Origin of the sequence: Lepagella muris (assembly GCF_004793975.1) — a bacterium.
In the GTDB taxonomy this organism is placed as follows: Bacteria; Bacteroidota; Bacteroidia; order Bacteroidales; family Muribaculaceae; genus Lepagella; species Lepagella muris.
This window is the reverse complement of the sequence record NZ_SRYB01000001.1, coordinates 111,607-131,635: the sequence shown is the minus strand read 5'-3', so window position 1 is coordinate 131,635 and position 20,029 is coordinate 111,607. Positions and strand designations below refer to the sequence as shown.

The 20,029-nt window shown below is 43.8% G+C and carries 45 protein-coding genes; 43 read left to right on the top strand and 2 right to left on the bottom strand.

From position 1 onward, the window contains the following. The first annotated feature begins 2 nt into the window (after positions 1-2). From E5331_RS00720 to E5331_RS20170, 19 genes are all read left to right on the top strand, one after another. The gene (locus E5331_RS00720) at positions 3-251 is read left to right on the top strand and encodes a hypothetical protein (protein WP_135984990.1); all 249 of its coding nucleotides are present in this window, start codon (positions 3-5) and stop codon (positions 249-251) included. Between the two features lie 3 nt (positions 252-254). Further along, a complete protein-coding gene (locus tag E5331_RS00715; protein ID WP_135984988.1) occupies positions 255-500 on the top strand; it encodes a hypothetical protein in 246 nt (81 codons plus the stop codon). After that, the gene (locus tag E5331_RS00710) at positions 490-840 is read left to right on the top strand and encodes a hypothetical protein (protein WP_135984986.1); all 351 of its coding nucleotides are present in this window, start codon (positions 490-492) and stop codon (positions 838-840) included. Before E5331_RS00715 ends, E5331_RS00710 begins: the two co-directional genes overlap by 11 nt. Then, a complete protein-coding gene (locus tag E5331_RS00705; RefSeq protein WP_135984984.1) occupies positions 837-1,277 on the top strand; it encodes a YopX family protein in 441 nt (146 codons plus the stop codon). Before E5331_RS00710 ends, E5331_RS00705 begins: the two co-directional genes overlap by 4 nt. After that, positions 1,231-1,548 (top strand): hypothetical protein, encoded by a 318-nt coding sequence (locus tag E5331_RS00700; protein ID WP_135984982.1) that lies wholly within the window; start codon positions 1,231-1,233, stop codon positions 1,546-1,548. Before E5331_RS00705 ends, E5331_RS00700 begins: the two co-directional genes overlap by 47 nt. Before the next feature lie 4 nt (positions 1,549-1,552). Next, positions 1,553-1,957 (top strand): hypothetical protein, encoded by a 405-nt coding sequence (locus E5331_RS00695; protein WP_135984980.1) that lies wholly within the window; start codon positions 1,553-1,555, stop codon positions 1,955-1,957. A gap of 11 nt (positions 1,958-1,968) precedes the next feature. Next, positions 1,969-2,811 carry a radical SAM family protein gene (locus E5331_RS00690; protein WP_136013196.1) on the top strand — a complete coding sequence of 281 codons (843 nt, stop codon included), beginning with the start codon at positions 1,969-1,971 and terminating at the stop codon, positions 2,809-2,811. 1 nt (position 2,812) lies between these two features. Then, the gene (locus tag E5331_RS00685; RefSeq protein WP_135985719.1) at positions 2,813-3,034 is read left to right on the top strand and encodes a hypothetical protein; all 222 of its coding nucleotides are present in this window, start codon (positions 2,813-2,815) and stop codon (positions 3,032-3,034) included. Positions 3,035-3,227: 193 nt separating this feature from the next. After that, positions 3,228-3,965, top strand: a complete 738-nt coding sequence (locus E5331_RS00680) for a hypothetical protein (protein ID WP_135985720.1) — start codon at positions 3,228-3,230, stop codon at positions 3,963-3,965. 24 nt (positions 3,966-3,989) lie between these two features. After that, positions 3,990-4,421 carry a hypothetical protein gene (locus tag E5331_RS00675; RefSeq protein ID WP_135985722.1) on the top strand — a complete coding sequence of 144 codons (432 nt, stop codon included), beginning with the start codon at positions 3,990-3,992 and terminating at the stop codon, positions 4,419-4,421. A 78-nt stretch (positions 4,422-4,499) separates the two neighbouring features. Continuing rightward, positions 4,500-5,525 carry a major capsid protein gene (locus E5331_RS00670; protein WP_135985724.1) on the top strand — a complete coding sequence of 342 codons (1,026 nt, stop codon included), beginning with the start codon at positions 4,500-4,502 and terminating at the stop codon, positions 5,523-5,525. Beyond that, positions 5,522-5,911 (top strand): hypothetical protein, encoded by a 390-nt coding sequence (locus E5331_RS00665; RefSeq protein ID WP_135985726.1) that lies wholly within the window; start codon positions 5,522-5,524, stop codon positions 5,909-5,911. Before E5331_RS00670 ends, E5331_RS00665 begins: the two co-directional genes overlap by 4 nt. 5 nt (positions 5,912-5,916) lie before the next feature. Beyond that, on the top strand, positions 5,917-6,258 hold the full coding sequence (locus tag E5331_RS00660) for a DUF6706 family protein (protein WP_123482503.1): 342 nt from the start codon (positions 5,917-5,919) through the stop codon (positions 6,256-6,258). 2 nt (positions 6,259-6,260) lie between these two features. Further along, positions 6,261-6,590 carry a hypothetical protein gene (locus E5331_RS00655; RefSeq protein ID WP_135985728.1) on the top strand — a complete coding sequence of 110 codons (330 nt, stop codon included), beginning with the start codon at positions 6,261-6,263 and terminating at the stop codon, positions 6,588-6,590. Beyond that, positions 6,571-6,885: a hypothetical protein gene (locus tag E5331_RS00650; protein ID WP_135985730.1), complete on the top strand. Its 315-nt coding sequence runs from the start codon at positions 6,571-6,573 to the stop codon at positions 6,883-6,885. The genes E5331_RS00655 and E5331_RS00650 overlap by 20 nt, the downstream gene beginning before the upstream one ends. Further along, positions 6,882-7,277: a hypothetical protein gene (locus E5331_RS00645; RefSeq protein ID WP_135985732.1), complete on the top strand. Its 396-nt coding sequence runs from the start codon at positions 6,882-6,884 to the stop codon at positions 7,275-7,277. Before E5331_RS00650 ends, E5331_RS00645 begins: the two co-directional genes overlap by 4 nt. Before the next feature lie 250 nt (positions 7,278-7,527). Next, positions 7,528-7,857 carry a hypothetical protein gene (locus tag E5331_RS20560; protein ID WP_275441018.1) on the top strand — a complete coding sequence of 110 codons (330 nt, stop codon included), beginning with the start codon at positions 7,528-7,530 and terminating at the stop codon, positions 7,855-7,857. 76 nt (positions 7,858-7,933) lie between these two features. Further along, entirely contained in the window at positions 7,934-8,329 is a 396-nt protein-coding gene (locus E5331_RS00635) for a hypothetical protein (RefSeq protein WP_123482619.1), read from the top strand. A gap of 38 nt (positions 8,330-8,367) precedes the next feature. Continuing rightward, positions 8,368-8,541, top strand: coding sequence for a hypothetical protein (locus E5331_RS20170; RefSeq protein ID WP_168355097.1), 174 nt, complete (start codon positions 8,368-8,370; stop codon positions 8,539-8,541). On the opposite strand, the gene E5331_RS00630 is transcribed toward E5331_RS20170, so the two are convergent. Further along, positions 8,530-9,102, bottom strand: coding sequence for a helix-turn-helix transcriptional regulator (locus E5331_RS00630; protein WP_135985734.1), 573 nt, complete (start codon positions 9,100-9,102; stop codon positions 8,530-8,532). The genes E5331_RS20170 and E5331_RS00630 overlap by 12 nt on opposite strands. A gap of 179 nt (positions 9,103-9,281) precedes the next feature. On the opposite strand from E5331_RS00630, the gene E5331_RS20555 reads away from it, so the two are divergent. Genes E5331_RS20555 through E5331_RS00590 form a run of 9 tightly spaced genes read left to right on the top strand, consistent with a single transcriptional unit; the run spans position 9,282 to position 12,928 of the window. Next, entirely contained in the window at positions 9,282-9,407 is a 126-nt protein-coding gene (locus E5331_RS20555; protein ID WP_275441017.1) for a hypothetical protein, read from the top strand. Then, on the top strand, positions 9,404-9,628 hold the full coding sequence (locus tag E5331_RS00625) for a hypothetical protein (protein ID WP_135985736.1): 225 nt from the start codon (positions 9,404-9,406) through the stop codon (positions 9,626-9,628). Before E5331_RS20555 ends, E5331_RS00625 begins: the two co-directional genes overlap by 4 nt. Next, positions 9,628-10,086, top strand: a complete 459-nt coding sequence (locus E5331_RS00620; RefSeq protein ID WP_123482495.1) for a hypothetical protein — start codon at positions 9,628-9,630, stop codon at positions 10,084-10,086. The genes E5331_RS00625 and E5331_RS00620 overlap by 1 nt, the downstream gene beginning before the upstream one ends. 1 nt (position 10,087) lies before the next feature. Beyond that, positions 10,088-10,600 carry a hypothetical protein gene (locus E5331_RS00615; protein WP_135985738.1) on the top strand — a complete coding sequence of 171 codons (513 nt, stop codon included), beginning with the start codon at positions 10,088-10,090 and terminating at the stop codon, positions 10,598-10,600. A 19-nt stretch (positions 10,601-10,619) separates the two neighbouring features. Beyond that, positions 10,620-11,267: a hypothetical protein gene (locus E5331_RS00610; protein WP_136013195.1), complete on the top strand. Its 648-nt coding sequence runs from the start codon at positions 10,620-10,622 to the stop codon at positions 11,265-11,267. Next, on the top strand, positions 11,257-11,535 hold the full coding sequence (locus E5331_RS00605) for a hypothetical protein (RefSeq protein ID WP_135985742.1): 279 nt from the start codon (positions 11,257-11,259) through the stop codon (positions 11,533-11,535). Before E5331_RS00610 ends, E5331_RS00605 begins: the two co-directional genes overlap by 11 nt. An 11-nt stretch (positions 11,536-11,546) precedes the next feature. Continuing rightward, positions 11,547-11,726, top strand: a complete 180-nt coding sequence (locus E5331_RS00600; protein ID WP_135985744.1) for a hypothetical protein — start codon at positions 11,547-11,549, stop codon at positions 11,724-11,726. Further along, positions 11,713-12,519: an SPFH domain-containing protein gene (locus E5331_RS00595; RefSeq protein ID WP_135985746.1), complete on the top strand. Its 807-nt coding sequence runs from the start codon at positions 11,713-11,715 to the stop codon at positions 12,517-12,519. The genes E5331_RS00600 and E5331_RS00595 overlap by 14 nt, the downstream gene beginning before the upstream one ends. A 52-nt stretch (positions 12,520-12,571) precedes the next feature. Then, positions 12,572-12,928, top strand: a complete 357-nt coding sequence (locus E5331_RS00590; RefSeq protein ID WP_135985747.1) for a YopX family protein — start codon at positions 12,572-12,574, stop codon at positions 12,926-12,928. Between the two features lie 137 nt (positions 12,929-13,065). Here the strand turns inward: E5331_RS00590 and E5331_RS00585 are convergent, their stop codons facing one another. Continuing rightward, on the bottom strand, positions 13,066-14,043 hold the full coding sequence (locus E5331_RS00585; protein ID WP_123481028.1) for an IS110 family RNA-guided transposase: 978 nt from the start codon (positions 14,041-14,043) through the stop codon (positions 13,066-13,068). Positions 14,044-14,318: 275 nt separating this feature from the next. Here E5331_RS00585 and E5331_RS00580 point away from each other — a divergent pair, with 275 nt between their 5' ends. The 15 genes from E5331_RS00580 (at position 14,319) to E5331_RS00510 (ending at position 20,025) form a co-directional block, all read left to right on the top strand. Beyond that, on the top strand, positions 14,319-14,561 hold the full coding sequence (locus tag E5331_RS00580; protein WP_135985749.1) for a YopX family protein: 243 nt from the start codon (positions 14,319-14,321) through the stop codon (positions 14,559-14,561). A 173-nt stretch (positions 14,562-14,734) separates the two neighbouring features. Beyond that, positions 14,735-15,190 (top strand): hypothetical protein, encoded by a 456-nt coding sequence (locus E5331_RS00575; protein WP_135985751.1) that lies wholly within the window; start codon positions 14,735-14,737, stop codon positions 15,188-15,190. Continuing rightward, on the top strand, positions 15,174-15,611 hold the full coding sequence (locus E5331_RS00570) for a hypothetical protein (protein WP_135985753.1): 438 nt from the start codon (positions 15,174-15,176) through the stop codon (positions 15,609-15,611). The genes E5331_RS00575 and E5331_RS00570 overlap by 17 nt, the downstream gene beginning before the upstream one ends. A gap of 2 nt (positions 15,612-15,613) precedes the next feature. After that, entirely contained in the window at positions 15,614-15,871 is a 258-nt protein-coding gene (locus E5331_RS00565) for a hypothetical protein (protein WP_135985755.1), read from the top strand. Between the two features lie 6 nt (positions 15,872-15,877). Then, entirely contained in the window at positions 15,878-16,156 is a 279-nt protein-coding gene (locus E5331_RS00560; RefSeq protein ID WP_135985757.1) for a hypothetical protein, read from the top strand. A 1-nt stretch (position 16,157) separates the two neighbouring features. Further along, entirely contained in the window at positions 16,158-16,742 is a 585-nt protein-coding gene (locus tag E5331_RS00555; protein ID WP_135985759.1) for a hypothetical protein, read from the top strand. Then, on the top strand, positions 16,742-17,218 hold the full coding sequence (locus E5331_RS00550) for a hypothetical protein (protein WP_135985761.1): 477 nt from the start codon (positions 16,742-16,744) through the stop codon (positions 17,216-17,218). Before E5331_RS00555 ends, E5331_RS00550 begins: the two co-directional genes overlap by 1 nt. A gap of 2 nt (positions 17,219-17,220) precedes the next feature. Then, entirely contained in the window at positions 17,221-17,628 is a 408-nt protein-coding gene (locus E5331_RS00545) for a DUF551 domain-containing protein (protein ID WP_135985763.1), read from the top strand. Beyond that, entirely contained in the window at positions 17,625-17,843 is a 219-nt protein-coding gene (locus E5331_RS00540) for a hypothetical protein (RefSeq protein WP_136013194.1), read from the top strand. Before E5331_RS00545 ends, E5331_RS00540 begins: the two co-directional genes overlap by 4 nt. Positions 17,844-17,854: 11 nt before the next feature. Beyond that, the gene (locus E5331_RS00535; RefSeq protein ID WP_135985765.1) at positions 17,855-18,037 is read left to right on the top strand and encodes a hypothetical protein; all 183 of its coding nucleotides are present in this window, start codon (positions 17,855-17,857) and stop codon (positions 18,035-18,037) included. 1 nt (position 18,038) lies between these two features. Continuing rightward, positions 18,039-18,650: a polyamine aminopropyltransferase gene (locus E5331_RS00530; RefSeq protein WP_135985767.1), complete on the top strand. Its 612-nt coding sequence runs from the start codon at positions 18,039-18,041 to the stop codon at positions 18,648-18,650. Between the two features lie 207 nt (positions 18,651-18,857). Further along, entirely contained in the window at positions 18,858-19,118 is a 261-nt protein-coding gene (locus tag E5331_RS00525; protein ID WP_135985769.1) for a hypothetical protein, read from the top strand. Continuing rightward, complete coding sequence (locus E5331_RS00520; RefSeq protein ID WP_135985771.1) at positions 19,075-19,317, top strand: hypothetical protein; 243 nt, start codon at positions 19,075-19,077, stop codon at positions 19,315-19,317. The genes E5331_RS00525 and E5331_RS00520 overlap by 44 nt, the downstream gene beginning before the upstream one ends. Next, positions 19,298-19,618 carry a hypothetical protein gene (locus E5331_RS00515; RefSeq protein WP_135985773.1) on the top strand — a complete coding sequence of 107 codons (321 nt, stop codon included), beginning with the start codon at positions 19,298-19,300 and terminating at the stop codon, positions 19,616-19,618. The genes E5331_RS00520 and E5331_RS00515 overlap by 20 nt, the downstream gene beginning before the upstream one ends. Then, entirely contained in the window at positions 19,615-20,025 is a 411-nt protein-coding gene (locus E5331_RS00510) for a hypothetical protein (protein ID WP_135985775.1), read from the top strand. The genes E5331_RS00515 and E5331_RS00510 overlap by 4 nt, the downstream gene beginning before the upstream one ends. Positions 20,026-20,029: the final 4 nt, after the last annotated feature.

The window sequence follows — 20,029 nt, the reverse complement described above, 5'->3', positions numbered from 1 at the left end:
ATATGACCCCAAATGAGTATGACCGGCTGAATAAAGCCCACGAATTAAGATGCGATATTGAATTGCTGACGGATGCTATTGCCGTTCTTAGGAAGCAACCCATAAGGTTTCATGGGTCACTTGCTGGGCCATCTGCTGATGATGGTGAGCTTGTAAGAAGAGCGGTCGGACGTTTCGTCAAAGATAAAGATATTGAAAGGATACTTTCTGAGAAGTTGGATGCCCTTGAAGTTGAATTTGAAAAATTGTAATCTATGTATCGACTAAAAGAAGCCATCGTAATATTCTGGGCGGTTCTGACCCATAAATACTATTGGTTCTTTTCCATCAAAGATGTGAAAGATGGTAAACGTGTTGGACGCGCCCATCAATTTAATTCTGATGAAGTGGAAAGGGATACGCCTATATCAAAGATTTTCTTAGAAAGTATGCAGGAGTTTGTAATTGAACAGTCAAGCAAACGGAAGTACAACAAATATGCGAAGAAAGATGATGAATGAAAACGACCTAAAAAGTGAACTGAATCCCGGTTTGAAGAAACTCGGCATAGGCTTTGTTGCAGACCATACGCCTTATGGTGTAGAAGAAGCCAAATGGAAAGTGATGCAGTCTATCCTTTTGACATTGGTGATGTCCGGTGCCATAAGGGTGAATGTATCTGAATCTGATGGTAAGACCGTGGTATCCGGTTATATGTTTGTAGAAAAGCATCTGCCGGAAGTTCCCCATGACGAGCTTCTTCGGATTGACCACGAAGCCATCTCGGAAGCGAGGGAAAAATATCCTTTTCTTGACGTGATATTGAAAGCGGGATTCAAGCCAAAAATCAAAGGACTATGAGAGAAATATTATTCAGAGGTAAATGGAAAGGCACAAATATCTGGTTATATGGCGAACTGATTTGTGCTTCTGATAAAGAGCGCATCGCTATTGTAACTCAAGATGACCATACATCCGAAATTGAATATGACACCGCCGGACAGTACACAGGACTCCAAGATAAGAATGGCAACAAGATTTTTGAAGGTGATGTCATCCATTCAAAAAGGCGTAACTACCTTGTGACATTCCGGGATGGTATGTTCTACGCTTCCGTTGAAGAGTGCAATGAACATATCTATGGTGGATTCCCGCTTCACGCCTTGACAACAACCGCAGATGATGACCGTTTGTGCGAGATTGTAGGCAATCGTTATGACAACCCCAACTTAATAATAAACGATATTAGAAATGGAAGAAACAGAAAAAACAAAAATCACAGCAAGAGAATGGATTAGCTTCATCGTGTTCACCATCGTTCTATTGGCGATTGGATTTCTGAGCGGTGTGTCGGTCGGTCGCAACCATCCCAGTGCGTCTGCGCTGGATAAAGAGCTTACCGAGATTGATGCGGAAGTGAAAAATCTTAGACGCGCCTACGAAGCAAACATAGAAGAATACAAACTCAGCATAGAGGTGCGCGATTCCATCATCTATGCACTGAAACGAGAAATCGCAAAAGGCGATACGGCAGAAATCCCAGTTAACGTAAACTTCTATATCGACTGAGAATATGGTAGCAAATAAAGAACTTTCCGATAAGGATTATGTGAGCCTTGAGGCTGCCAAAGCACTGAAAGGCATAGGCTACAATGTGCCTACGCATACCCATTACCATATTCGTGATGATAAGGTCTATGTGGGCTTGTCATCAAATCCTGAACATTGGGGTAGCGAATATGAAAATATGATAGACCGCCCCATTCTACAAAAGGCAAAGGAATATCTTAGGGATGTGCGATGTGTCAGCTTGCGCATAAGCAAATCCCTGCTGACAGGTCAATGGTTCTATGATTACCTTGACTTGGTTGATGGCAGTTATCTTGATAGCGATGACTACTATGATGATTACAATGATGCCGTCAACGCTGGAATCTGCGAGATATGCAATTATATCAAAATGGATAGCCGACATTAAAGAAAGAAACGATGAACACATCAGAAACAAAATCATTCAAAGGCAAAGCCCTGTATAAGCCGACTGGCAAAGCAGGTGAATATTCCGAGTGGGCCTGCAACTTCTTTACGGGCTGCTCAAACGACTGTTCCTATTGCTTCTGCAAGCGTGGGGTATTCAGTCACGTCTGGACGAAAAAACCGAAGCTCAAGAAGTGTTTCAGGGATTTCGACCATGCCTTATCCATCTTTGAAAAAGAGATGATGGCAAACATCTGTGAGCTTCGGAAATCAGGAGTCTTTTTCAGTTTCACCACTGACCCCATGATTCCGGGCAAGACCCTTGAACTGACATTACGCGCTGCTGAATTGGCACTAAAGAACGATGTGCCGGTTCAGATTCTTACCAAGTGTGCCGATTGGTGGGATACTGACGTATGGATGGAAACAGCAAAATCAGTCTTCATCGACTATACCGACAAAATAGCGATAGGCTTCACCCTGACCGGACGGGATGACCTTGAGCCGGGAGCAAGCACGAATGATGAAAGAATCAGCACAATGGCTTTGTGTAATGCTTACGGATTTCATACCTTTGCAAGCATTGAGCCGATTGTTGAACTTGCATATTCTGAAAAGGTGATGGAAAAGGCATTGCCATATTGCCATCTATTCAAAGTCGGCTTGATGAGCGGTGGCGTGAAGCCTGTCAAGGATGACTTGAAAAAGATGGTTGACAAATGGAATCATATCCTTGACAAACGGGGTCATAAAGTCTATTGGAAGAAGAGCATCATTGACTATCTTGGCGATGACTTCACTTTCTGGCTTGATTCTTGCGTAAATGCAGATTATAACATCTTTGAATCACGATGATATGGCGAATTGGAAAAGACTACACAATGCAAATGATGTCGTAGGACTGAATATCCTGCTCCGCGAAAACTATCCGACGGGTCAGAACGTATCCCATTATGTAGGCATCGTGGATAAATGCGCGGATGACCGCTACATCATTATGACTTCAAACGGAAAAGTTGAATTTTACCCGGATGACTACACATATCATTACATCCGGATAGACGAGATAATGTTTTAAGGTAAAAAGATTGTTAACTTTGTGTACTTTTGCAGGGCGTGTCGTTGTGAAACGATACGTCTTTTTTTACTTATTTGCTTAATCTTACGACCATAACAATATAGTCGCAACTGATGCAATCCAATATTAACGTGTACGGAAATATTCGTACTATCTTAGCGTAGTTTAATCACGAAATCCCAAAATTACAACAATGAAAGCTAAAATCTTTGCAAAACTAAAACAGGAGTATTCCTCTCTTGGGTTAGGCGATGAATATCTGATGTCAAAAGCCGAGTCCCTTGCAGCCACCGGTCTTGTGACTGACGATAACATCGATGCTGTTGTGGCTTGTCAGCGTAAAGAGTTGGAGGGTCTTCAGAAAGCCAACGATAAGCGTGTCACAGACGCGCTTGAAAAAGAGCGTAAAAAGCATGAAGAAGAAACTCGCAAAAAGGAGCAGGAAGCAGAAGAAGCCCGCAAAAAGGCTGAGGAGGAAGCCAAAAAGAAAGGCGAACCCAAACCCCAGCCGGACAATGACATGGCATCCGTCTTGAAGAGAATGGAGGAGATGGAAGAAGCCAACAAGCAGCGCGAGGCTCAGTACACTGCCACCATCAAGACTCTTACCGACAAGAATACGGAACTTGGAAAGACGGTCAAAGAACTATCCGACAAGAATGCCGAAGCGGAAGCTGCCGCAGCCAAAGCAGCACGCACTGCGATGATACAGGCAAAAGCCAAAGAGTTGGGCGTTCCCCAGTGGCGTATCGACGAGGGCTTCACTCTTGCGGAAGACGCATCCGATGAAGTCATCACCGAAACTCTTACAAAGGTTGCGAACAACATCAATACCAATCTCCTGCCGGGGACTAAGAACATCTTCCCCATGAGTGGCAACGACCCCACGAAAGAGGAACTTGCTTCTATGGCTGCAAGCATTGTAAAGTAACAACCCTTAACCCCAACTGTGATTATGAAGAATGACATTACACCCAAAAGAACAAAGGTGGTCTTCGGAAAAGATTCAGTCGTAATCCGTAAGTATTTCAGCGGTATCCCCGGTGGTCGTACTTTGGATTGCTCAGACTATCCCGAAGACAACATCTATGCCGGTCACGTCATCATCAAGAAAGCCGATGGAAACTACGCGCCTATGCCTATCAAGGCGGCTACCGAGGCTGTCGGTGAGACTCCTGCTTCCCCCGCCGGCTATGACACACTTCCTACGGGCGCAAAGTATGTTGGTGTGCTTTATCGCTCCATCAGCAAAGACAAGCCCGCCGCGAGCATCATGACTCATGGTATCGTGAATCCCACCCTGACTCCCTATCCTATGGATAGCATCATGGACGCTTTCACGGCCGCAGTTAAAAACATTTCTTTTGAACAGGACGAGGAGGCCTAAATCAGAGTTACACAGTCAATTTTTTACGATTACACCAAGCGTTTCTTTCCCGGCCTTGTGCTGGCTATCGTGGAACGCATGAACGAGAAAAACGCGAACAGTGCGAATCGCGAGTTTACTTATCTTTATAAGCAGAAACTTCGCACACAGTTCTCGCTTGATGGTCGTTGGGCATCCATCCTTGCCCAGTACACCCGTGTGGCTGCCGATGTAGTGGCACTTGACTCGGAGCTTCCGCTCAAGAGCCGTGACACCATCGAAACCATCTCCGGCGACATTCCCAAGCTCGGTCTGAAACTTTATCTGACTGAAAAGCAGATGAAGGACGTGGACGCGATGATTGTTCAGAACGTTCCGCTCCAGACTATCATCGACAAGATATTCAACGACGTGGCTCGTTGTATAGAGGCTGTATGGGAGCGTATTGAAGACATCTTCCTTTCGGAGCTTTCTTCTGGCGTAGGTGTTTCCGAGCGCAGCAACGGCACCGGTGTCCGCATCGACATGAACTTCTACGAAGAGAATCAGTTCCTTGTTTCCGACCTTTGGAACACGGCAACATCCACTCCTCTTGACGACATTCAGAAAGTCTTCGACAAGGCAGAGGAGGATGGTAACACCATCACTGAAATCTATCTTGATGAGACAGCCCTCCAGCTTCTTTATCGTAACAATCAGGTTCGCAATCAGTATGCCTTTGACAAGGGCATCGCACTGACCGCCGGCACAACCGTTCCTGTCCTTGACTTTGAGACGGTTTCAGGGGTCTTTATGAAGAAGTGGGGCGTTAAGCTCACTCGCGTGAACCGCACCATCAAGACAGAAATCAACGGCGATAAGAAGTCGCATAAGCCGTGGAAGAAAGGTGGAATGACCTTTGTCTGCGATGAGGAACTTGGCGACCTCGTATGGACTACGCTGGCAGAGGAAAACCGCCCCGTCAACGGTGTGGTTTATCAGAAAGCCGATGAGTTCATCCTTGCCAAGAAGTATTCCACAACCGACCCGCTCCGCGAGTTCACCGCTGCCGAAGCGATGGTTGTGCCTGTGTTGAACAATGTTGACCGTATCTATACGCTCGACACCCAGACAGTTCAGGAATGAAAGCAATCGTCCTCGTACCTTTCCGCGCAAAGCATGACCACAAGGTTATCTACGCGCCCGGAGAAGTAAAGGAATTTGACAATGACCGTGCAGTGGCTTTGGCCGCTCGCGGTCTTGTCAAACCCCTTGAAGAAGCTCCCGTAGACAACGGCAATGATTCAGCAACCCCGACTCCAGCAAAGAATGGTGGTGTAAAGGCATCCGGCAAAGGCAAGGGTAAAGGCAAGTCTTCCAAAAAGGAAAAGGAAAATCCCATAGAAGCGGAGGCACCCACATCCGAAAGCGAAGATGCCAATCCCAGCCCTGACGATGCTCAGGCAGCCGATGAAAACGCTGAATTTGAAACCGAATCAGAAACTGAAAACGATTCCAACGACAACGAATAACCCCTATGACCATTCGCGCTTACATATCCGATAAGTTGAAAGCCTACGGAATATCTGAGGCTCAACTTATCGATTTGTCTATTACGACCGGTCTTGACCTTGACGCTGATGTCATGGCGATAGAACCGTCAGTTGTAGGTGTGGCACTGACAAAGACCCTTGAGGAGTGCATTCTTGCTCCCCGGCTGTCTAACGTAAGCGAAAGTGGCTTTTCAATGTCATGGAATTATGAATCCGTAGGCAAGTATTATCTATGGCTTTGTCGCAAATGGGGCATCACCCCCAATGAAGACATCTTGGATTTACTTGGCATATCTTCCATTATAGACCGCACTGATAACTGGTAACTATGAACTATGCCCCACATACATTGCAGAAGCGCGTCATTGCCGGAGAGGTCAATGATGAATACGGAAGACCCATTACAGGCGAATCAGCCGAAGAATGGTCTGAGGTATGCAAGTGCAGATGTGATGACAATGGTGATAAAGAAGTCAAGCTATCCGATGGCACAGTAGTCATTCCGTCATATCATATTGTCCTTGATGGCAACACCCCGGACATAATGACAGGCGATTATATACGGTGCTTGAGGGAAGACGGAAGTATCCGGGGCGAGGGTCATATCATCAAGACCAAGACACTAAACTATCTGCCGTATGCCGAAATCTATGTGTAAGTTCGACTTTAAGGATGTCCGTCCGGCTTTCTCAAAATTCAACCGACAGGTTCGCAAGAAAGTAGAGGAAATCGGTCAGGAAGCGGTTGAATACGCTGTTGAAAATGGCGATTACCATGATGTCACCGGCAAGACCCGCGCAAGCAATCATTACGAAGTTGATGACAACAATAATCTGATTCTTTATAATGACAGTGGTTATGCCGATGAACTTGAGGCAAACGGAAAAGATGTGATAGGCGGTGCGGCCCTGTTCGCGGAAGAAAAACTTAGAAAAGCATTTAAGAAAAAATGATTACCACTACTGACGCAGCAAATATCCTTTATAAAGACAGCGCAATCTTTGGACTGCCCGTCTTTCAGGATGGCAATGTTCCAACCGGCATTGTCGATGAGAAAGGACGTGTGGTGATACATCCAAAAGAGCAATCCCCCGATTCCATCTGGAAAAAGGGCTTTCTTGAGGTCAATCTTTTTGTCGCCGATACCAAGCAGGGCAATGCAGACCTTATCCGTCTGAATGAACTTGAAAGGATGGCGATAAAGTCATTTCATGGCACTGGTGAGTTTGACGGAACGACATACAAGTATGTGGTGCAGTCAACAAGACCGCTTGAGAACAAAGACCTAAAGGCTCACTACATAAATGTCAAAGTGCTTTTCAAGGCAATGAACACAATGGAATAATTAACCCTTAAACACCTTATAACGAGTTAACGAAAACGCCCCCAAAATCTCAGCAATCGGCATCAAGCGTCTGTTCTATACAGACCCCAGCAACATCACTGCCGACCTTACCGGCGCACTTCTGGCAGCTCTGCTCAAGGCAACGACAACTAAGGAGGTCAAGAATGTTCATCAGGACACATGGACTCTTGAGGAAACCGAAGCCCAGCAGGACGGCTACCGCAATCAGCTCACCGGTTCAATCTACCGTATGGGAACAAAAACGATGGGCGAAGTCACCTTCAACTGGACTATCGGTAAGTATGACTACTTTACCAAGGCCGAGTTCCTCGGTGGCGTAGCAACCGCAACATCGTGGAAGCGTCCTCGCGGTATCGTCGAAATCCAGAAGGCACTTATCGCCTTGACGGAAGACAATCAGTATGTGGTGCTTCCGTATGCAAACGTAAGGAGCCGCGAGGCAAACACCGATGGTGCTATCGGTCTTGCTGTAATCGGCACCATGATGGAACCGGACAATGAGGCAATCATGCCTGAATACTGGTTCGATATGTCGGAAGTTACAGAAGCCGGCTCCTGATGTTTCATCCGATTAGTATGTGAAAGTGATTTGGGGTACGCCTATGACGTACCCCATTATTATTAAATTTACCAAAATGGAAGAATCTAACAAGAAAGATGGTGCTATGATGATAGCAAGTGCCATCATTGGTCTGGATTACAAGACGGTCATCGTAAATGATAAATCCTACATCATAGAACCGCCTACGATAGCCAAGATTGCAGGTGCATCCTATTGGCTATGTGACTATGGCGAGGGTACAACATTGCGTGACATCCTTAAATGTCTTTCCAAAGCGGAAAACCTTGCCAAAGCATTGTCTTGGCTTATTCAGGAAAACGATGAATTAAGCGAAGAGCTTGCGAAAGGAAGCCTTACGGAAATAGTGGATGGTATTGAAGCCGGATTTTCTATGATAGAAGCCACAAATTTTATGAGGCTATCAGCTTTACAGAAGAGCGCAAGACTGCTGGTAGCAAAACCGAAATGATTGGCAATGAGTGTATGCTCGGTCAAATCGCATCTTTTATGGAAGCTCTCGGCCTTACTTATGATGAGGTAGTCCATAAAATACCATTCCGAAATCTGCTTGTGATGCAAAGGGATAAGATTCATCCACTGACAGGCGTGAAAGTCAACAAGACAACAGGCAAGGAAATGGCAGAACGCCGTAGAAGAAACAAAAGAAATTCAAAGGAGTGACCTTTCAAAAGAGAGAATGTCATCCCTTGACATAAATGTGGATAGGTATCTGTAATCCACTTGGAAATTAGCCGGCAGCAAGTCGGCTAATGTCTTTTTATAGTAATCCCTCCATTCTGACAGATTCATACAAAGCGAAAGGTTTGCCATCAGCTCCGATATTAATGCGACGTCCTTTCCGCTTGGAAACCTTAGCATCCTTTCAAGGGTCGCTTTCATCAGTTGTGTGGCGTTGTTGGAGCGATTGGATAAGGTATTTACAATATCCTGCAACTCGTTCAGATTGGATGCCGTAAAGATTCCGCGCCTGCATTTCACCATCGCCCCAAATTCATTTTCAAATGGAGAATCCGGGGTGAAAGATGATACGAAAAGGTCGCCAAACTCCACTTCAAGGGCATCGGCAATCTTACATAGCGCATTTAACGACAATGCACTTCCATTGAGTATATTTGAAACGTATTGTGGGCTTACCTGTATCTTATCTGCAAGAGCCCTGTTGGTCATCCCCTTTAAGGCGAGTATCTCGCGGATACGAAGTTTGATGCTGTTTCTGTCCATAACCTTTCTTTTTCACTGCAAAGTTAGCAAATCCTACCGATATAAACTAAATAGGTTTATTAAATAATGTTAAATACTTATTTTAATCAGTATTTTATTTTGTCAATACACAAATATTATTTACCTTTGCAGTGTCAATACTTATTAATGAGTATTGGCAGAATGAAAAAAGTATAATTATGGATAACGATAAGAAACTTTCTGGCGAAAGATGCTTCACGTCTGACGAAATACAAAAGGCGATGAAGAGTCTTGGGTTTGACAATGAGCAAATCGCCAACGTAATCAAACGACTCAAGCAATGACCCCACTTCAAGAAATCACCTATAATATTGTCAAGGAATTGCAGGATAAACGTGCTGCCGAGCATCGTGAGCCGGTCAACGTATCCATGCTTGACATTCAACGGGCGATGAATGAACTTGTGAAGACGGCATTGAACGGCATGGTCGAAGATGGTACAATGTCTTGGTTCAGTAGCCTGAATGGAATACCTCTATTCAAAATCCAAAAACCGATAAAGTAATGGGCTTCACTTCAATCTGCGCTATACATGACAGTAACCCCCGGATATGGCGTAAGCTGATACATTTTGGCTTGCATCCAAATGCGTGTTCGCCTAAGATGGCATCCCGGAATAAAGACAACAAGTTCTGCGTGGTTGTTGAGCGTGGGTCTTTCTACTGTGTCAAGGAAAAGAATCTGTCAGACTACATCTTTGATTGCAAGGATAACGAGGAGTTATTCTTCGCGCTTGCAGCCTTACGCGATGATAGCGACATCCATCAGTGGTTCATCTATGATAATCGCCATTGGAACGATGAAGACCCTCAAAGGTTCTGGTTTATCTGCAAGCGAGAAAGCATAGAGGATGATATGTGCTACGATGCGATGTATGCCGACTGTGAGAAAGCAACGGAAGCCGAATTAAAGGTGCATTTCAATGATGGGGATGATGACCCTGTTATCAAAAATCTACAATGATATGAAGACGATTGAATTTAATCCCGGTGCAAGCGTTGAATCTTGTTTTGTAAGGATAAGAAAGGAATCACAAAGATGTGGTGATGTCGTATGCGGTGACTTCAACGGTACGATGATGCGCTCCGATGAACCGCTACGGCTCTTCTATGACAAGTATTATCATAATAGCAAGGATGATTCTAAGGAAGAGCCTACCGACTTAATAAAGCGATTCGCAAAGCAATACTCCCAAAACATCCAACAGGATGACCACAACCGCATAAATAGCGAGGATGACTTCATTGCCGGAATGGGATTCTGGGCAGAGATACATCGAGATAAGGATGGCTTTGCTACTGATGAGTGCCTTTATGAGATGTTCGACAATATGCCTTTTCTTATCTATGATGCAGAAGATAATGATATTGAAGCCGTGTGTCAGGATGATTGGCTTGGCGATATAGAAAAGCACTCCTATTACACACATTGGAAGCCAATACCATTGCCGAAAAAGACACCTAACAAGAAACTTTAACCCCAAATAAATAAACCAAATGAAAGAAGAAGATTTGAAAGAATTGAAACCGGCATCACCCACTGGCTTCGCCCTGCCACCAATCCCCAAAGGTAAAAAGGCAGTATGGGTTGGCGATACCCTGAAACTCGTTGATGACACGGAAGAAGTTATCGACAACCGACCCATCACCGAAAGGGTCAAGACGTTTGAAGACGCTTGCAACATCCTCGGTGAGAATCATCCCTGCGTCATAGCCTACAATGCTTTTGAGCATGATGTTATGGCAGCCGTTGACGCAAAGGAAATAGCGGATGTTGCCGCCTATCTGAAACTTCGCATCATCGCTGCGGCCCTGAATGAGGGATGGAAGCCGGAATTTACCGAAAACGAATATCGTTGGTATCCGTGGTTCTATCTCTACACACAGGAAGAAATCGACGAAATGACCGAAGAAAGGAAGAAAGAAATCAGCCTGCTGCTTTGGGGCGGCTATGCGAATTTCGGCTCGTCTTGCGGTCTCGGCTTCGCGAACTCGTGGAACGCTTTCTCGAATGCGTCCGCGAATTACGGCTCTCGCCTTGCCGTCAAATCGGAAGAATTGGCAAAATACTTCGGTTGCCAGTTCATTGAGATTTGGGCTGACTATTGCTTCAAACCCAAAGACATTGACAACAATGCTGAATAGACTTATCACAATGCAAAGGATAGCAAAGGCAATCTTCTTGGTTGCTTTGCTATTCATCGTAGCCATGATTGGATTGGCTATCTCCTGCAAACCGGCTACACACGCAGAATGGCAGGAACTTCACGATAAGGAATGTGCCTCCCACATAACAAAGTTCAATTATGAGGGTCATACCTATCTGCTATATAATGACGGTGATATAGGCGTAGGAATCGCCCATGACGCGAATTGTGATTGCTTCTATATCCCTAATTCAGATTATGATTAAATCATCAGCTTATGAAAGCATCATCAGTTCTGAAAATCTTGGCGGTCATCGCACTGCTGTTTATCGGCAATCGTATCTTTAACCACGTTGACGCTTGGATTGGAATCGCCCTTATGGTGATTGGTGTCATCCTTGCGCTCTACTTCATATTCAAACCATCAAACAACACAGAAGAAAATGAAAAAGATTAGATTCTTTCTTACGGCTATCATAGCCGTTCTTGTGTTCGCATCATGTGAACGAGTCGCCCCCAACTATGCCGGTGTCCTTATGGAAAACTACGGCAAGGAGGGCAAAGCAGACTTCAAGGTGGTATCCGGCAAGGTATCCACTTGGGAAATGGGAACGGAACTGTTTCAGGTGCCGCTCTTCGACCAGCGAGGCGAGTTTTCAGAGCCGGTAACGCTCAAGGCGGCCGACAATACGGAATTTAACGCCCGACCTACCTATTCATACAAGGTCATAAAAGACCGCGCCATTGATGTTGTATTCGACAACAAACACATCGACAAAGCGGAAACTGAAGCCGGGAAAGACGGATTTATGCAGTCACTTGAAGACAACATCCTTGAACCCCGGATTTATGACCTTATCAAAGAGGAAAGCCGCAAACATAAAACAGATAGCCTTATGGCAGATGGCGGCTCCCTTATCTTCGAGAAAAGACTTGAGGAAGTTGTGGAAAAGGAATTTGAGCGGCGTGGACTTAGGTTGCTTACATTTTCTGCACAACTTGAATTTTCTGCAAAGGTGCGCGACAAGATTGATAGTCGTAACGAAGTCAACACTAATATCACTGTGCTTGACCAAAAGATTGCGGAACAGCGTAAACGTAACGAACTTGAGCAACTCCAGACTGAACAGATGCTAATAAAATCACGTGGTCTTACTAAAGAAATCCTGCAACAGCAATTCATTGAAAAGTGGGATGGAAAGACTCCGCTTTACGGCATCGCGCCTGACTTTATTAAGGTAACAAAGTAAAAACCGGGTGGCGGGTGCTAACGTGGTCGCTCGCCATCCTAAATCTTAATTTATGATACCAATACTATATCGTGGAAAAAGTCAGGAAACTGACGAATGGCTGACTAACTCCGGCATCATCTATGATGATGAAATCTGCACTCGCATAGGTATCTTAGATAGTATGGCAGGTGACTTTGAAGATGTGAGAGCCATGACGGTATCACAATTCACCGGCTTGTACGACTGCAAAGGAAAAAGGATATTTGAGAACGATGTGGTGCGTGTCGGAGGTCTTACCGGCGTGATAATGTGGCATCCTTATCTAACGTGCTTCTGCATCAACGCAGATGGCAAAGAACCGACCTTAAATGACACATACGCTACTCTTGGTGAAATGTGGAAATCATATAAGAACGAACTATATTAAAATCCAAATAAAATGAGGCAAAAATTACATCCACCTTAGATTATTTGAGAATAGTCATGCCTCCGTCCGCTCTTGGGGGCGGTTTAGGCCGCCCCCGCCGCTGGGGCATCCCCTCGCCAGAAGGAGAGAGGAAGTGTTCAGACGGTGGTATCAGGTTTCGTAGAGACGAAACCGTCGATATATGAATTATTGGATGTCACAACAGCAAAAGCCTGTCTGACGAGTTTGTTTGCTACGGCAATCATGGCAACCTTGCCGGATTTTCCATTGCCTCGTAATCGTTGGTAGCATTCCTTGCACGCCTTGTTGTGCTGACTTGCTGACCATGCCGCCACATAAAGCATTGAACGCAGAGTCTCATCACCGTTACGGTTGATATGTCCCCGGATGTTTATGCTCGTGCCGGACTGCTCTATTGTTGGACAGATACCGATAAAGCGGGACAACTGCTTGGCATTGTCGAAGTAGGTAAAGCCTCCGGTGGCTATAATCAGCGCTGTGGCAAGTGTGACCCCGATACCCTTTATTGAGGTAAGGAGTTTCAGCTGCCTGTCAAACACCTCGGTCACGACCGCCTCCATTTCCTGCTGCATGTACTTGATCTGCTTCTCAAGGAACGTTATGGTCTGTTTAAGAGAATTGACACACTTCTTGTCCTTAACCGGCAGAGGTTCAAGCGATGAGAGTAGATTCTTTGTCGCTGTCAGTTGCTTCTGGAGTTGACGCAGGACTGTTTTCTTCTGCTTCAGAATCATTATCTGTTCTGATGGGAACTTATAGGGTTCAGGCTTGAACCTCTCCCCGAAATCGGCAATGAGACAAGCGTCTTTGGAATCCGTCTTGGTTACGGACATCATCACGCGGGCATAGTTCTTAATCTTCTTCGGATTGATGAGGCTTGCCCGGATGCCCGACTTGTCAAGAAGATAAAGAAGGAGGAAACAGTAGTTGCCTGTCGCCTCCATCACGCAGTGGTGGATGGCAGGGTCAAGCTTCGAGATGAACCTGCGGATGCCTTTAGCATCATTTGGGAAGGTCTCGGTACGGTAGCTTTTCCCGTGAAGGAAGGCTGCTACAAAAGTCGCTTTGCTGATGTCGATGCCTATGTATGTCATATTATCAAATCTTTTGTCAGGAACTACATCTTTTGCACTCTCGTCGCAAACACGGGGTCGGTTTCACCGCCCCAACGAACTATCCAGTCTTTAGATGTAAAAGCATGGGGACCTATCGTTCTTAATGGAGTCAACCAACATGACATCTGCCTTATTCCATGCTTGAATATCCTGAAATTTGAAGTTGAAATTATTCAAAAACATTTAACCGTACAAATGTACGACGACATAACAGTATTGGGCGATGTATTTCAGCCTGAATTTGAAAACGGAAAATGGAAAGAATTATAAAGTTCAGAGGTCAGCGTACCGAAGATGGCGAATGGATTTTTGGCTATCTCGCAGATAAGGATTACATCAACAATATCTATGAAGTAGCGACTCCGAGCGAAGAAGTTCATCCTGACACCGTAGGACAGTTTATCGGCTTGCTTGATAGCAACGGAAAAGAAATTTATGATGGTGATGTTTTCACCGTCAACGGCAAATATCCCAAAGTAGTCAAGTATATCCCCTAACAGACTGCTTTCTGCATAGCCAATATAGATGATTTTGGAAAAGATTACATCTATCCGTGGCAACATCCATCATTTGATTGGTGGAATGACTTCAAACGTGAAATAACTATCGTGGGTAATATCTACGATTCAACATATAAGCATCTTATCTCTTTAATCAACAACTCCCGGATATGAAATTCTCAACATCCACAAATATAGACCAGTCACATAGGCTTATGCAGTGTGGGTTAGATACGAATACCGCTGATATGGTATGGCGCAGAATATATGACCCCATCTCCGATTCTTATGAAGATAAGGAACATCTCTTGGTGATGAAGTATGACACCGCCAAAACCATCTATGGAGAAACGGATGTCATCCCTGCTTGGGGTTTGTCAGTGCTTCTTGCATTGATGCCGGAAACAATCACACAAGGCAAGACTATCTATTATCTGGACTTCGCACCATACGATAATAAGGGATGGGGCTTTGGTTATTTCAATTCAACCGGAATACGCTCAATCAAGGGTCTTACCTATCCTTGTGACCCCATAGAAGCTGCTGTGCGCTTGATTGAGTGGCTCAAGGTAAACGATTATTCATTAAACACAATAATAGATTCTGACAATGAAAAAGAAAATTAAAGTAGAAGAAGAAATAGACCTTGCAGGGGCTGAATGTTGGATTCATCCAAGACATTGGAGTACGTCTGAAATCAATGGCGTGGAAGATGACGATGATAATCCCCAAATGCCACTTATTCAGGAACACCTCGGTGAAAAGGCATGGCACATCATAGTCAATCTTGATACTGGGCAGATATGCAACTGGCCGCAGGGAACTAAAGCGAGCATCCACTATAAATCAGTGGACGAAAACTATATCCACATCTTAGATGACCGACTGGGAATCGTAGAGGAATATGAGGGTTATGTACCAGATTTTCTCTGTCCTAAAGAAAATGGCTATGGTGATTACGTCATAATGGATATTGATGAAAATGGCTTCATTCAGAACTTCAATAATAATCTTGATGATATTTTTGATAATGAAGATGAAGATTGACTATGGAATGGACTGAAAAGGCGATAATGGTGCAAGCTCTGAATCAGGGTGACTATAAGATGGCAGTAGATATTCTCAAGAGGAATGAATCAACCCTTGATAATCAGGCAATGTCTATGTTTGCCAATGGTTTTGCGCTTTATAAACATCAACTTCTGAATCCTATTGCTCACATCATCCGCAAATATGAGGATAAAAGCGTTGGGGATTTTCGCGCAGACCAGCGAATCGGAGCAATGCTTGAACTTCTAAATAAATAAGTCAAAATGGAAAGAGATTATCAAAGAAACACATTCTACAAGTCTGAAAAATGGCTGAATCCCCCTGATTCTCCATCTACCGGCAGTATCGTTTGCTATGATGGAATGGTAGATTATTCGGATGGCCCGGATAGATGTGTTTTCTTGGAGGTCGCAGACTGTCATCAGAAAATACGACTGCATAAGGCTCATACTGATTCTTTGGATAGTTTCGTCGATAAACTCCGTGCTATGCGGAATGAAATAGATGGTTTCATCAATCACCTTGAGCAAATAAAAAAGTAATATGGCAATAGAAATCTATTACACTTTGGAATCTGACAAGTCACCTCGCAAGTGGCGTGATAGTGATATTTCTTGTGGTGGTTCTATGGCTATCTTTATGGGTTTTATGTGGTGGATGGAAGAAAAGTATCTACCCTCTCTCCCGGCTCCGTATGGGATTAAATCTGACCGCTATTATTCAAGAAGTACGGCATCATTATCTTGGGCTAAGGGTACAGGTGAACATCCTATACAAGAAGTTTGGGATTTGCAATTATCTCCAAATGCAACCCATGCGGAACGTCTGACTATGGCATCAATGATGGATAGGGGTTACTTTCTTGCTTCGGATTATCCAAAGATAGAATCGGCATGGTTGGAAGTTGCGTGCGCTATGAATAAAAAAGGTGTAGAAGAAGCGTTCAAATGCCTTATCGAAGCCATCTATAAAGTTATCCGTGAAATACCGGGTATCCATTCAATCGCAATAAATTGGACTTCGGTGGCGTGTTTCTATGAATCGTATGGAAAGACCGATAAGAAGTGCTACGATTTCGTGGCGGATAACGCAAAGGTTGAATCCCAATTCACCAAAACCAACGTGTAATGGAAGCAAAAATCACCATCAAAGAAATTCGTTCAGCGTTGGCGGTCGATGTTGCGTTAGGCAAGATTTCAAAAGAAACGGCTGACCATGTAATCAAATGTTTAGGGCTTGATTGGAAAGAGGAAGAATACAACAAGCGCAAGGATATTGATTGCTTCTTTGAAGACTTGAAGGAACTTTTTGAAAGATATGAAGCGAGTCTATATCTAAAAGGCAATTATGAAGGTGAGGTATGGGTTAAGGATTTTGCTCATAGTTTCAACTTTGGCTCGCCTGTGGAATTTGACAAAGATTTCATTGCACTTTTACCTAAGATGTGGAAAAGGGTGCAGAAAGTCCGCAAGTTAAATATCCCTGAAACAACCCATATCAATGACATCACGCCTATTTTTGACGCGATTCGTAAAGTTAATACTAAATGTCGGAATCATGTTTCAGAAAAGAAATTTGATGAAATGATAAAACCATATAAATAGTCATGGAGCAATCACTCGTAAACAAATTGGAACATAAGGCTCGCATCGCCCGTGAAAAAGTCATTGATGACCTTAAACGCGCATACGAAAAGCATAAGGATATTCAGCACTACGCCACAGCATCAGCTTGTATCGATATGTATGGTGTTGGATTGTTTATGGATGGTGCAAAGGAGGCTCTAAATTCACAATGGCGCAAGCCGGAAGATGAAATGCCGAAAGATGGTCAACTCATTCTCATTAGAGAATACTATCGTTCTGCAAGAAGTGGCAGATTTGTGAATCACGTCAAGGAGTTTATGTTCTTTGAAGATTATGGCTTTGAGTTAGAAGAAAGAATAAACAGTCATTTGGGGTATCGTATCACCCACTGGATGCCTATCCCGGAACTTAATATTACGCAACAATGAAAACTATTTTTATCCGTCTATCAGCTATCTGGGCGTTGATGCGAGGACACGATTTCATATTAACTACACTGCATAGCAAGGGGAAATATGTAGTAACTCACAAAGATTGTATCAATGTTGCCACATACGAAGTGATGTATAAATTTATTGAAGCGGTCACTCGGCATTTAGATGAAATAAAGACTCAGATGCAACACGAGGAAGGTGCAATCTAAATTCAAAAAGCATGAATCAGCAGATAAAAAACTCTATTGAAAGGCTTAAACAGACCATTAGTGAAATAGAGCGTCTTGATAGGTCATATTGGAATATAAGCCTCGGTACATCACATCTTAGTGCCTATGCAGAGCAGTTGGTTAATGATGCCAAAACTGCGGCGGCACATCTTAAAACATACGGAAAGAAGTAAAATGGTAGAACTGAATCTGACATCAGGCGAATCAGGAGCGTGGATTCTAAAACGCTTCACGGTAACGCCTCAAGGTGCTAAGATGCACAATCTAAGTGAAATCTTCAACGGAAGAAATCGGTTTATCTATCCCGGTGAATATTGGGGTCTGTTTCGTGATGGGAAAGTGATAATGAGCAATACCCCGGCTGAAATTTATGACCACAAGCCTTTCATTCGTAAAGCATACGGAAAAGTGCTTGTTGGAGGATTAGGGTTAGGAATGGTTCTGAAATGCTTGCTTGACAAGAAATCGGTAACAAAGGTAACAGTTGTTGAAAAATCGCCGGATGTGATAAAGTTGGTTGCTTCTGCATATACCGCTGACCCACGTGTGGAAATCGTCAACGCTGACATCTTTGAATATGTGCCGAGCGAGCGATATGATTGCGCGTGGTTTGACATTTGGGATAACATCAGTGGCGAGGAATATCCTGAAATGAAGCGTCTGCATCGAAGATATGGGCGGTTTGTAGATTGGTCGGATTCATGGCTTAGGAAACAGTCAAGAAGACTATATAAAGAAAACGCAAAATCTGAATTACAATGCGCACCATTAGGAGGATTATTCTGATACTGAGAGCGACACTAATTTGCGGTTGTACGGACTCCTATAACGCCACAAGCGAATCTTATACGGAACAATGCAATAGGATTATTGGAGAATCCGACAAATGGAGAATCGTGCAAGTTAATGATTCAGTAGTTGTCTGCATACCAAAATTAAATGCAAGCAGCGACCTGACTCCAGTAGTAATCAATCTTCATAAAGTAGACTGATATGAAAAATCTTAAATCAAGATTGGCATCTATATGGAAGATTCTAACCTCCGATAATTATATCGCGGTCACGACCAAAGATATAAAGAATAATAAGGTGAATTTCTATTATGGATACTACAATACTACAAAAGATACATTAGACGGAACTATCATAAAAGTTCTGATAGACAGATTGAAAGAAGTAATCAAGGCTATTAACGAATTTGAAAAGCAGAATGAAAGCAAAACTAAAGGCGATATGGAGAATCCTACGTGCTAAGGAATGGGTCTATCTGACCGCCAATAAGGATGGCAACGGCTACATCAGTGACCATAGCATCGATGGCGTTATGCCGAAAGAAGCTCCGGCATACGTGTATGTTGACCTTATGTTTTCCCATGTGACAAAACTGGCGGCTGGAATGAGAATCATCGCGGATAAAATTGAAAACAGTTATCATGTCACAAGGAGCAATTAAGGCTAAGGTCATAGCTACTGGTGAAATTGTTGAGGTTAAGGCGTGGAAAGGTACGTCAGATATATTCTTCTCCACTCTTGATATGAACCATTTCTATCAGCAATCGGATATAGAACTGATACCGATTGAAGAGCCGGTTATCGTTGTATCCCGGCTCAAGGAAGTTCTGAAACAAGCTGCCGAAGTTGGATACATCAACCAATATGGGGCGCATCGGATAATAGACCTTGTAATGAATGATTTTGGTAAGGAAGTTAACTTCCCTACCAAAGACCTACCCAAATCAGAAGAAAAGCAATGAAAGAAATTACAGCATATCGTTGTCAGCACTGTGGAAAGGTATATCTCAAGCGTCATGCTTGCCAGAAGCATGAAGATGAGAGATGTCCGGAAAATGTGGAAATAAGACCGCTCTGCTATTCTTGTGTGCATTACGCTCCAGATTACGATGATGAAAATAAAGAGCGTATTGAATTTGTCGATTATGTGGATTCATATTTCGGAACGGAGCATTATTCAATAAAGTTGTTCTCACCTAACAAATGCACATATCCGAAGTGTACGCGGAAACTATTTAACAATATCAATCTATCCCAAGAGATGCGCAAGGGTCTTGCTGAATCAGAATACTATCCTATGCCAACCCCAAGAACAGGAGGATGCCCATTTTACAAGGTCATACCTGACCATCATCATACTAATAAATAACTAA

Bases quoted from the DNA above. Each gene is read 5' to 3' on its own strand.
- E5331_RS00565 (WP_135985755.1), top strand. From the start codon at position 15,614: ATGGAATGGACTGAAAAGGCGATAATGGTGCAAGCTCTGAATCAGGGT.
- E5331_RS00615 (WP_135985738.1), top strand. From the start codon at position 10,088: ATGAAGACGATTGAATTTAATCCCGGTGCAAGCGTTGAATCTTGTTTT.
- E5331_RS00690 (WP_136013196.1), top strand. From the start codon at position 1,969: ATGAACACATCAGAAACAAAATCATTCAAAGGCAAAGCCCTGTATAAG.
- E5331_RS00610 (WP_136013195.1), top strand. From the start codon at position 10,620: ATGAAAGAAGAAGATTTGAAAGAATTGAAACCGGCATCACCCACTGGC.
- E5331_RS00525 (WP_135985769.1), top strand. From the start codon at position 18,858: ATGAAAAATCTTAAATCAAGATTGGCATCTATATGGAAGATTCTAACC.
- E5331_RS00645 (WP_135985732.1), top strand. From the start codon at position 6,882: ATGATTACCACTACTGACGCAGCAAATATCCTTTATAAAGACAGCGCA.
- E5331_RS00555 (WP_135985759.1), top strand. From the start codon at position 16,158: ATGGCAATAGAAATCTATTACACTTTGGAATCTGACAAGTCACCTCGC.
- E5331_RS00575 (WP_135985751.1), top strand. From the start codon at position 14,735: ATGAAATTCTCAACATCCACAAATATAGACCAGTCACATAGGCTTATG.
- E5331_RS00605 (WP_135985742.1), top strand. From the start codon at position 11,257: ATGCTGAATAGACTTATCACAATGCAAAGGATAGCAAAGGCAATCTTC.
- E5331_RS00705 (WP_135984984.1), top strand. From the start codon at position 837: ATGAGAGAAATATTATTCAGAGGTAAATGGAAAGGCACAAATATCTGG.
- E5331_RS00570 (WP_135985753.1), top strand. From the start codon at position 15,174: ATGAAAAAGAAAATTAAAGTAGAAGAAGAAATAGACCTTGCAGGGGCT.
- E5331_RS00665 (WP_135985726.1), top strand. From the start codon at position 5,522: ATGAAAGCAATCGTCCTCGTACCTTTCCGCGCAAAGCATGACCACAAG.
- E5331_RS00590 (WP_135985747.1), top strand. From the start codon at position 12,572: ATGATACCAATACTATATCGTGGAAAAAGTCAGGAAACTGACGAATGG.
- E5331_RS00560 (WP_135985757.1), top strand. From the start codon at position 15,878: ATGGAAAGAGATTATCAAAGAAACACATTCTACAAGTCTGAAAAATGG.
- E5331_RS00625 (WP_135985736.1), top strand. From the start codon at position 9,404: ATGACCCCACTTCAAGAAATCACCTATAATATTGTCAAGGAATTGCAG.
- E5331_RS00695 (WP_135984980.1), top strand. From the start codon at position 1,553: ATGGTAGCAAATAAAGAACTTTCCGATAAGGATTATGTGAGCCTTGAG.
- E5331_RS20560 (WP_275441018.1), top strand. From the start codon at position 7,528: ATGGGAACAAAAACGATGGGCGAAGTCACCTTCAACTGGACTATCGGT.
- E5331_RS00720 (WP_135984990.1), top strand. From the start codon at position 3: ATGACCCCAAATGAGTATGACCGGCTGAATAAAGCCCACGAATTAAGA.
- E5331_RS00540 (WP_136013194.1), top strand. From the start codon at position 17,625: ATGAAAACTATTTTTATCCGTCTATCAGCTATCTGGGCGTTGATGCGA.
- E5331_RS00670 (WP_135985724.1), top strand. From the start codon at position 4,500: ATGAACGAGAAAAACGCGAACAGTGCGAATCGCGAGTTTACTTATCTT.
- E5331_RS00635 (WP_123482619.1), top strand. From the start codon at position 7,934: ATGGAAGAATCTAACAAGAAAGATGGTGCTATGATGATAGCAAGTGCC.
- E5331_RS00650 (WP_135985730.1), top strand. From the start codon at position 6,571: ATGCCGAAATCTATGTGTAAGTTCGACTTTAAGGATGTCCGTCCGGCT.
- E5331_RS00600 (WP_135985744.1), top strand. From the start codon at position 11,547: ATGAAAGCATCATCAGTTCTGAAAATCTTGGCGGTCATCGCACTGCTG.
- E5331_RS00545 (WP_135985763.1), top strand. From the start codon at position 17,221: ATGGAGCAATCACTCGTAAACAAATTGGAACATAAGGCTCGCATCGCC.
- E5331_RS00700 (WP_135984982.1), top strand. From the start codon at position 1,231: ATGGAAGAAACAGAAAAAACAAAAATCACAGCAAGAGAATGGATTAGC.
- E5331_RS00520 (WP_135985771.1), top strand. From the start codon at position 19,075: ATGAAAGCAAAACTAAAGGCGATATGGAGAATCCTACGTGCTAAGGAA.
- E5331_RS00680 (WP_135985720.1), top strand. From the start codon at position 3,228: ATGAAAGCTAAAATCTTTGCAAAACTAAAACAGGAGTATTCCTCTCTT.
- E5331_RS00515 (WP_135985773.1), top strand. From the start codon at position 19,298: ATGTCACAAGGAGCAATTAAGGCTAAGGTCATAGCTACTGGTGAAATT.
- E5331_RS00710 (WP_135984986.1), top strand. From the start codon at position 490: ATGATGAATGAAAACGACCTAAAAAGTGAACTGAATCCCGGTTTGAAG.
- E5331_RS00580 (WP_135985749.1), top strand. From the start codon at position 14,319: ATGGAAAGAATTATAAAGTTCAGAGGTCAGCGTACCGAAGATGGCGAA.
- E5331_RS00655 (WP_135985728.1), top strand. From the start codon at position 6,261: ATGAACTATGCCCCACATACATTGCAGAAGCGCGTCATTGCCGGAGAG.
- E5331_RS00595 (WP_135985746.1), top strand. From the start codon at position 11,713: ATGAAAAAGATTAGATTCTTTCTTACGGCTATCATAGCCGTTCTTGTG.
- E5331_RS00550 (WP_135985761.1), top strand. From the start codon at position 16,742: ATGGAAGCAAAAATCACCATCAAAGAAATTCGTTCAGCGTTGGCGGTC.
- E5331_RS00660 (WP_123482503.1), top strand. From the start codon at position 5,917: ATGACCATTCGCGCTTACATATCCGATAAGTTGAAAGCCTACGGAATA.
- E5331_RS00510 (WP_135985775.1), top strand. From the start codon at position 19,615: ATGAAAGAAATTACAGCATATCGTTGTCAGCACTGTGGAAAGGTATAT.
- E5331_RS00535 (WP_135985765.1), top strand. From the start codon at position 17,855: ATGAATCAGCAGATAAAAAACTCTATTGAAAGGCTTAAACAGACCATT.
- E5331_RS00685 (WP_135985719.1), top strand. From the start codon at position 2,813: ATGGCGAATTGGAAAAGACTACACAATGCAAATGATGTCGTAGGACTG.
- E5331_RS00715 (WP_135984988.1), top strand. From the start codon at position 255: ATGTATCGACTAAAAGAAGCCATCGTAATATTCTGGGCGGTTCTGACC.
- E5331_RS20170 (WP_168355097.1), top strand. From the start codon at position 8,368: ATGGAAGCTCTCGGCCTTACTTATGATGAGGTAGTCCATAAAATACCA.
- E5331_RS00620 (WP_123482495.1), top strand. From the start codon at position 9,628: ATGGGCTTCACTTCAATCTGCGCTATACATGACAGTAACCCCCGGATA.
- E5331_RS00630 (WP_135985734.1), bottom strand. From the start codon at position 9,102: ATGGACAGAAACAGCATCAAACTTCGTATCCGCGAGATACTCGCCTTA.
- E5331_RS00675 (WP_135985722.1), top strand. From the start codon at position 3,990: ATGAAGAATGACATTACACCCAAAAGAACAAAGGTGGTCTTCGGAAAA.
- E5331_RS20555 (WP_275441017.1), top strand. From the start codon at position 9,282: ATGGATAACGATAAGAAACTTTCTGGCGAAAGATGCTTCACGTCTGAC.
- E5331_RS00585 (WP_123481028.1), bottom strand. From the start codon at position 14,043: ATGACATACATAGGCATCGACATCAGCAAAGCGACTTTTGTAGCAGCC.
- E5331_RS00530 (WP_135985767.1), top strand. From the start codon at position 18,039: ATGGTAGAACTGAATCTGACATCAGGCGAATCAGGAGCGTGGATTCTA.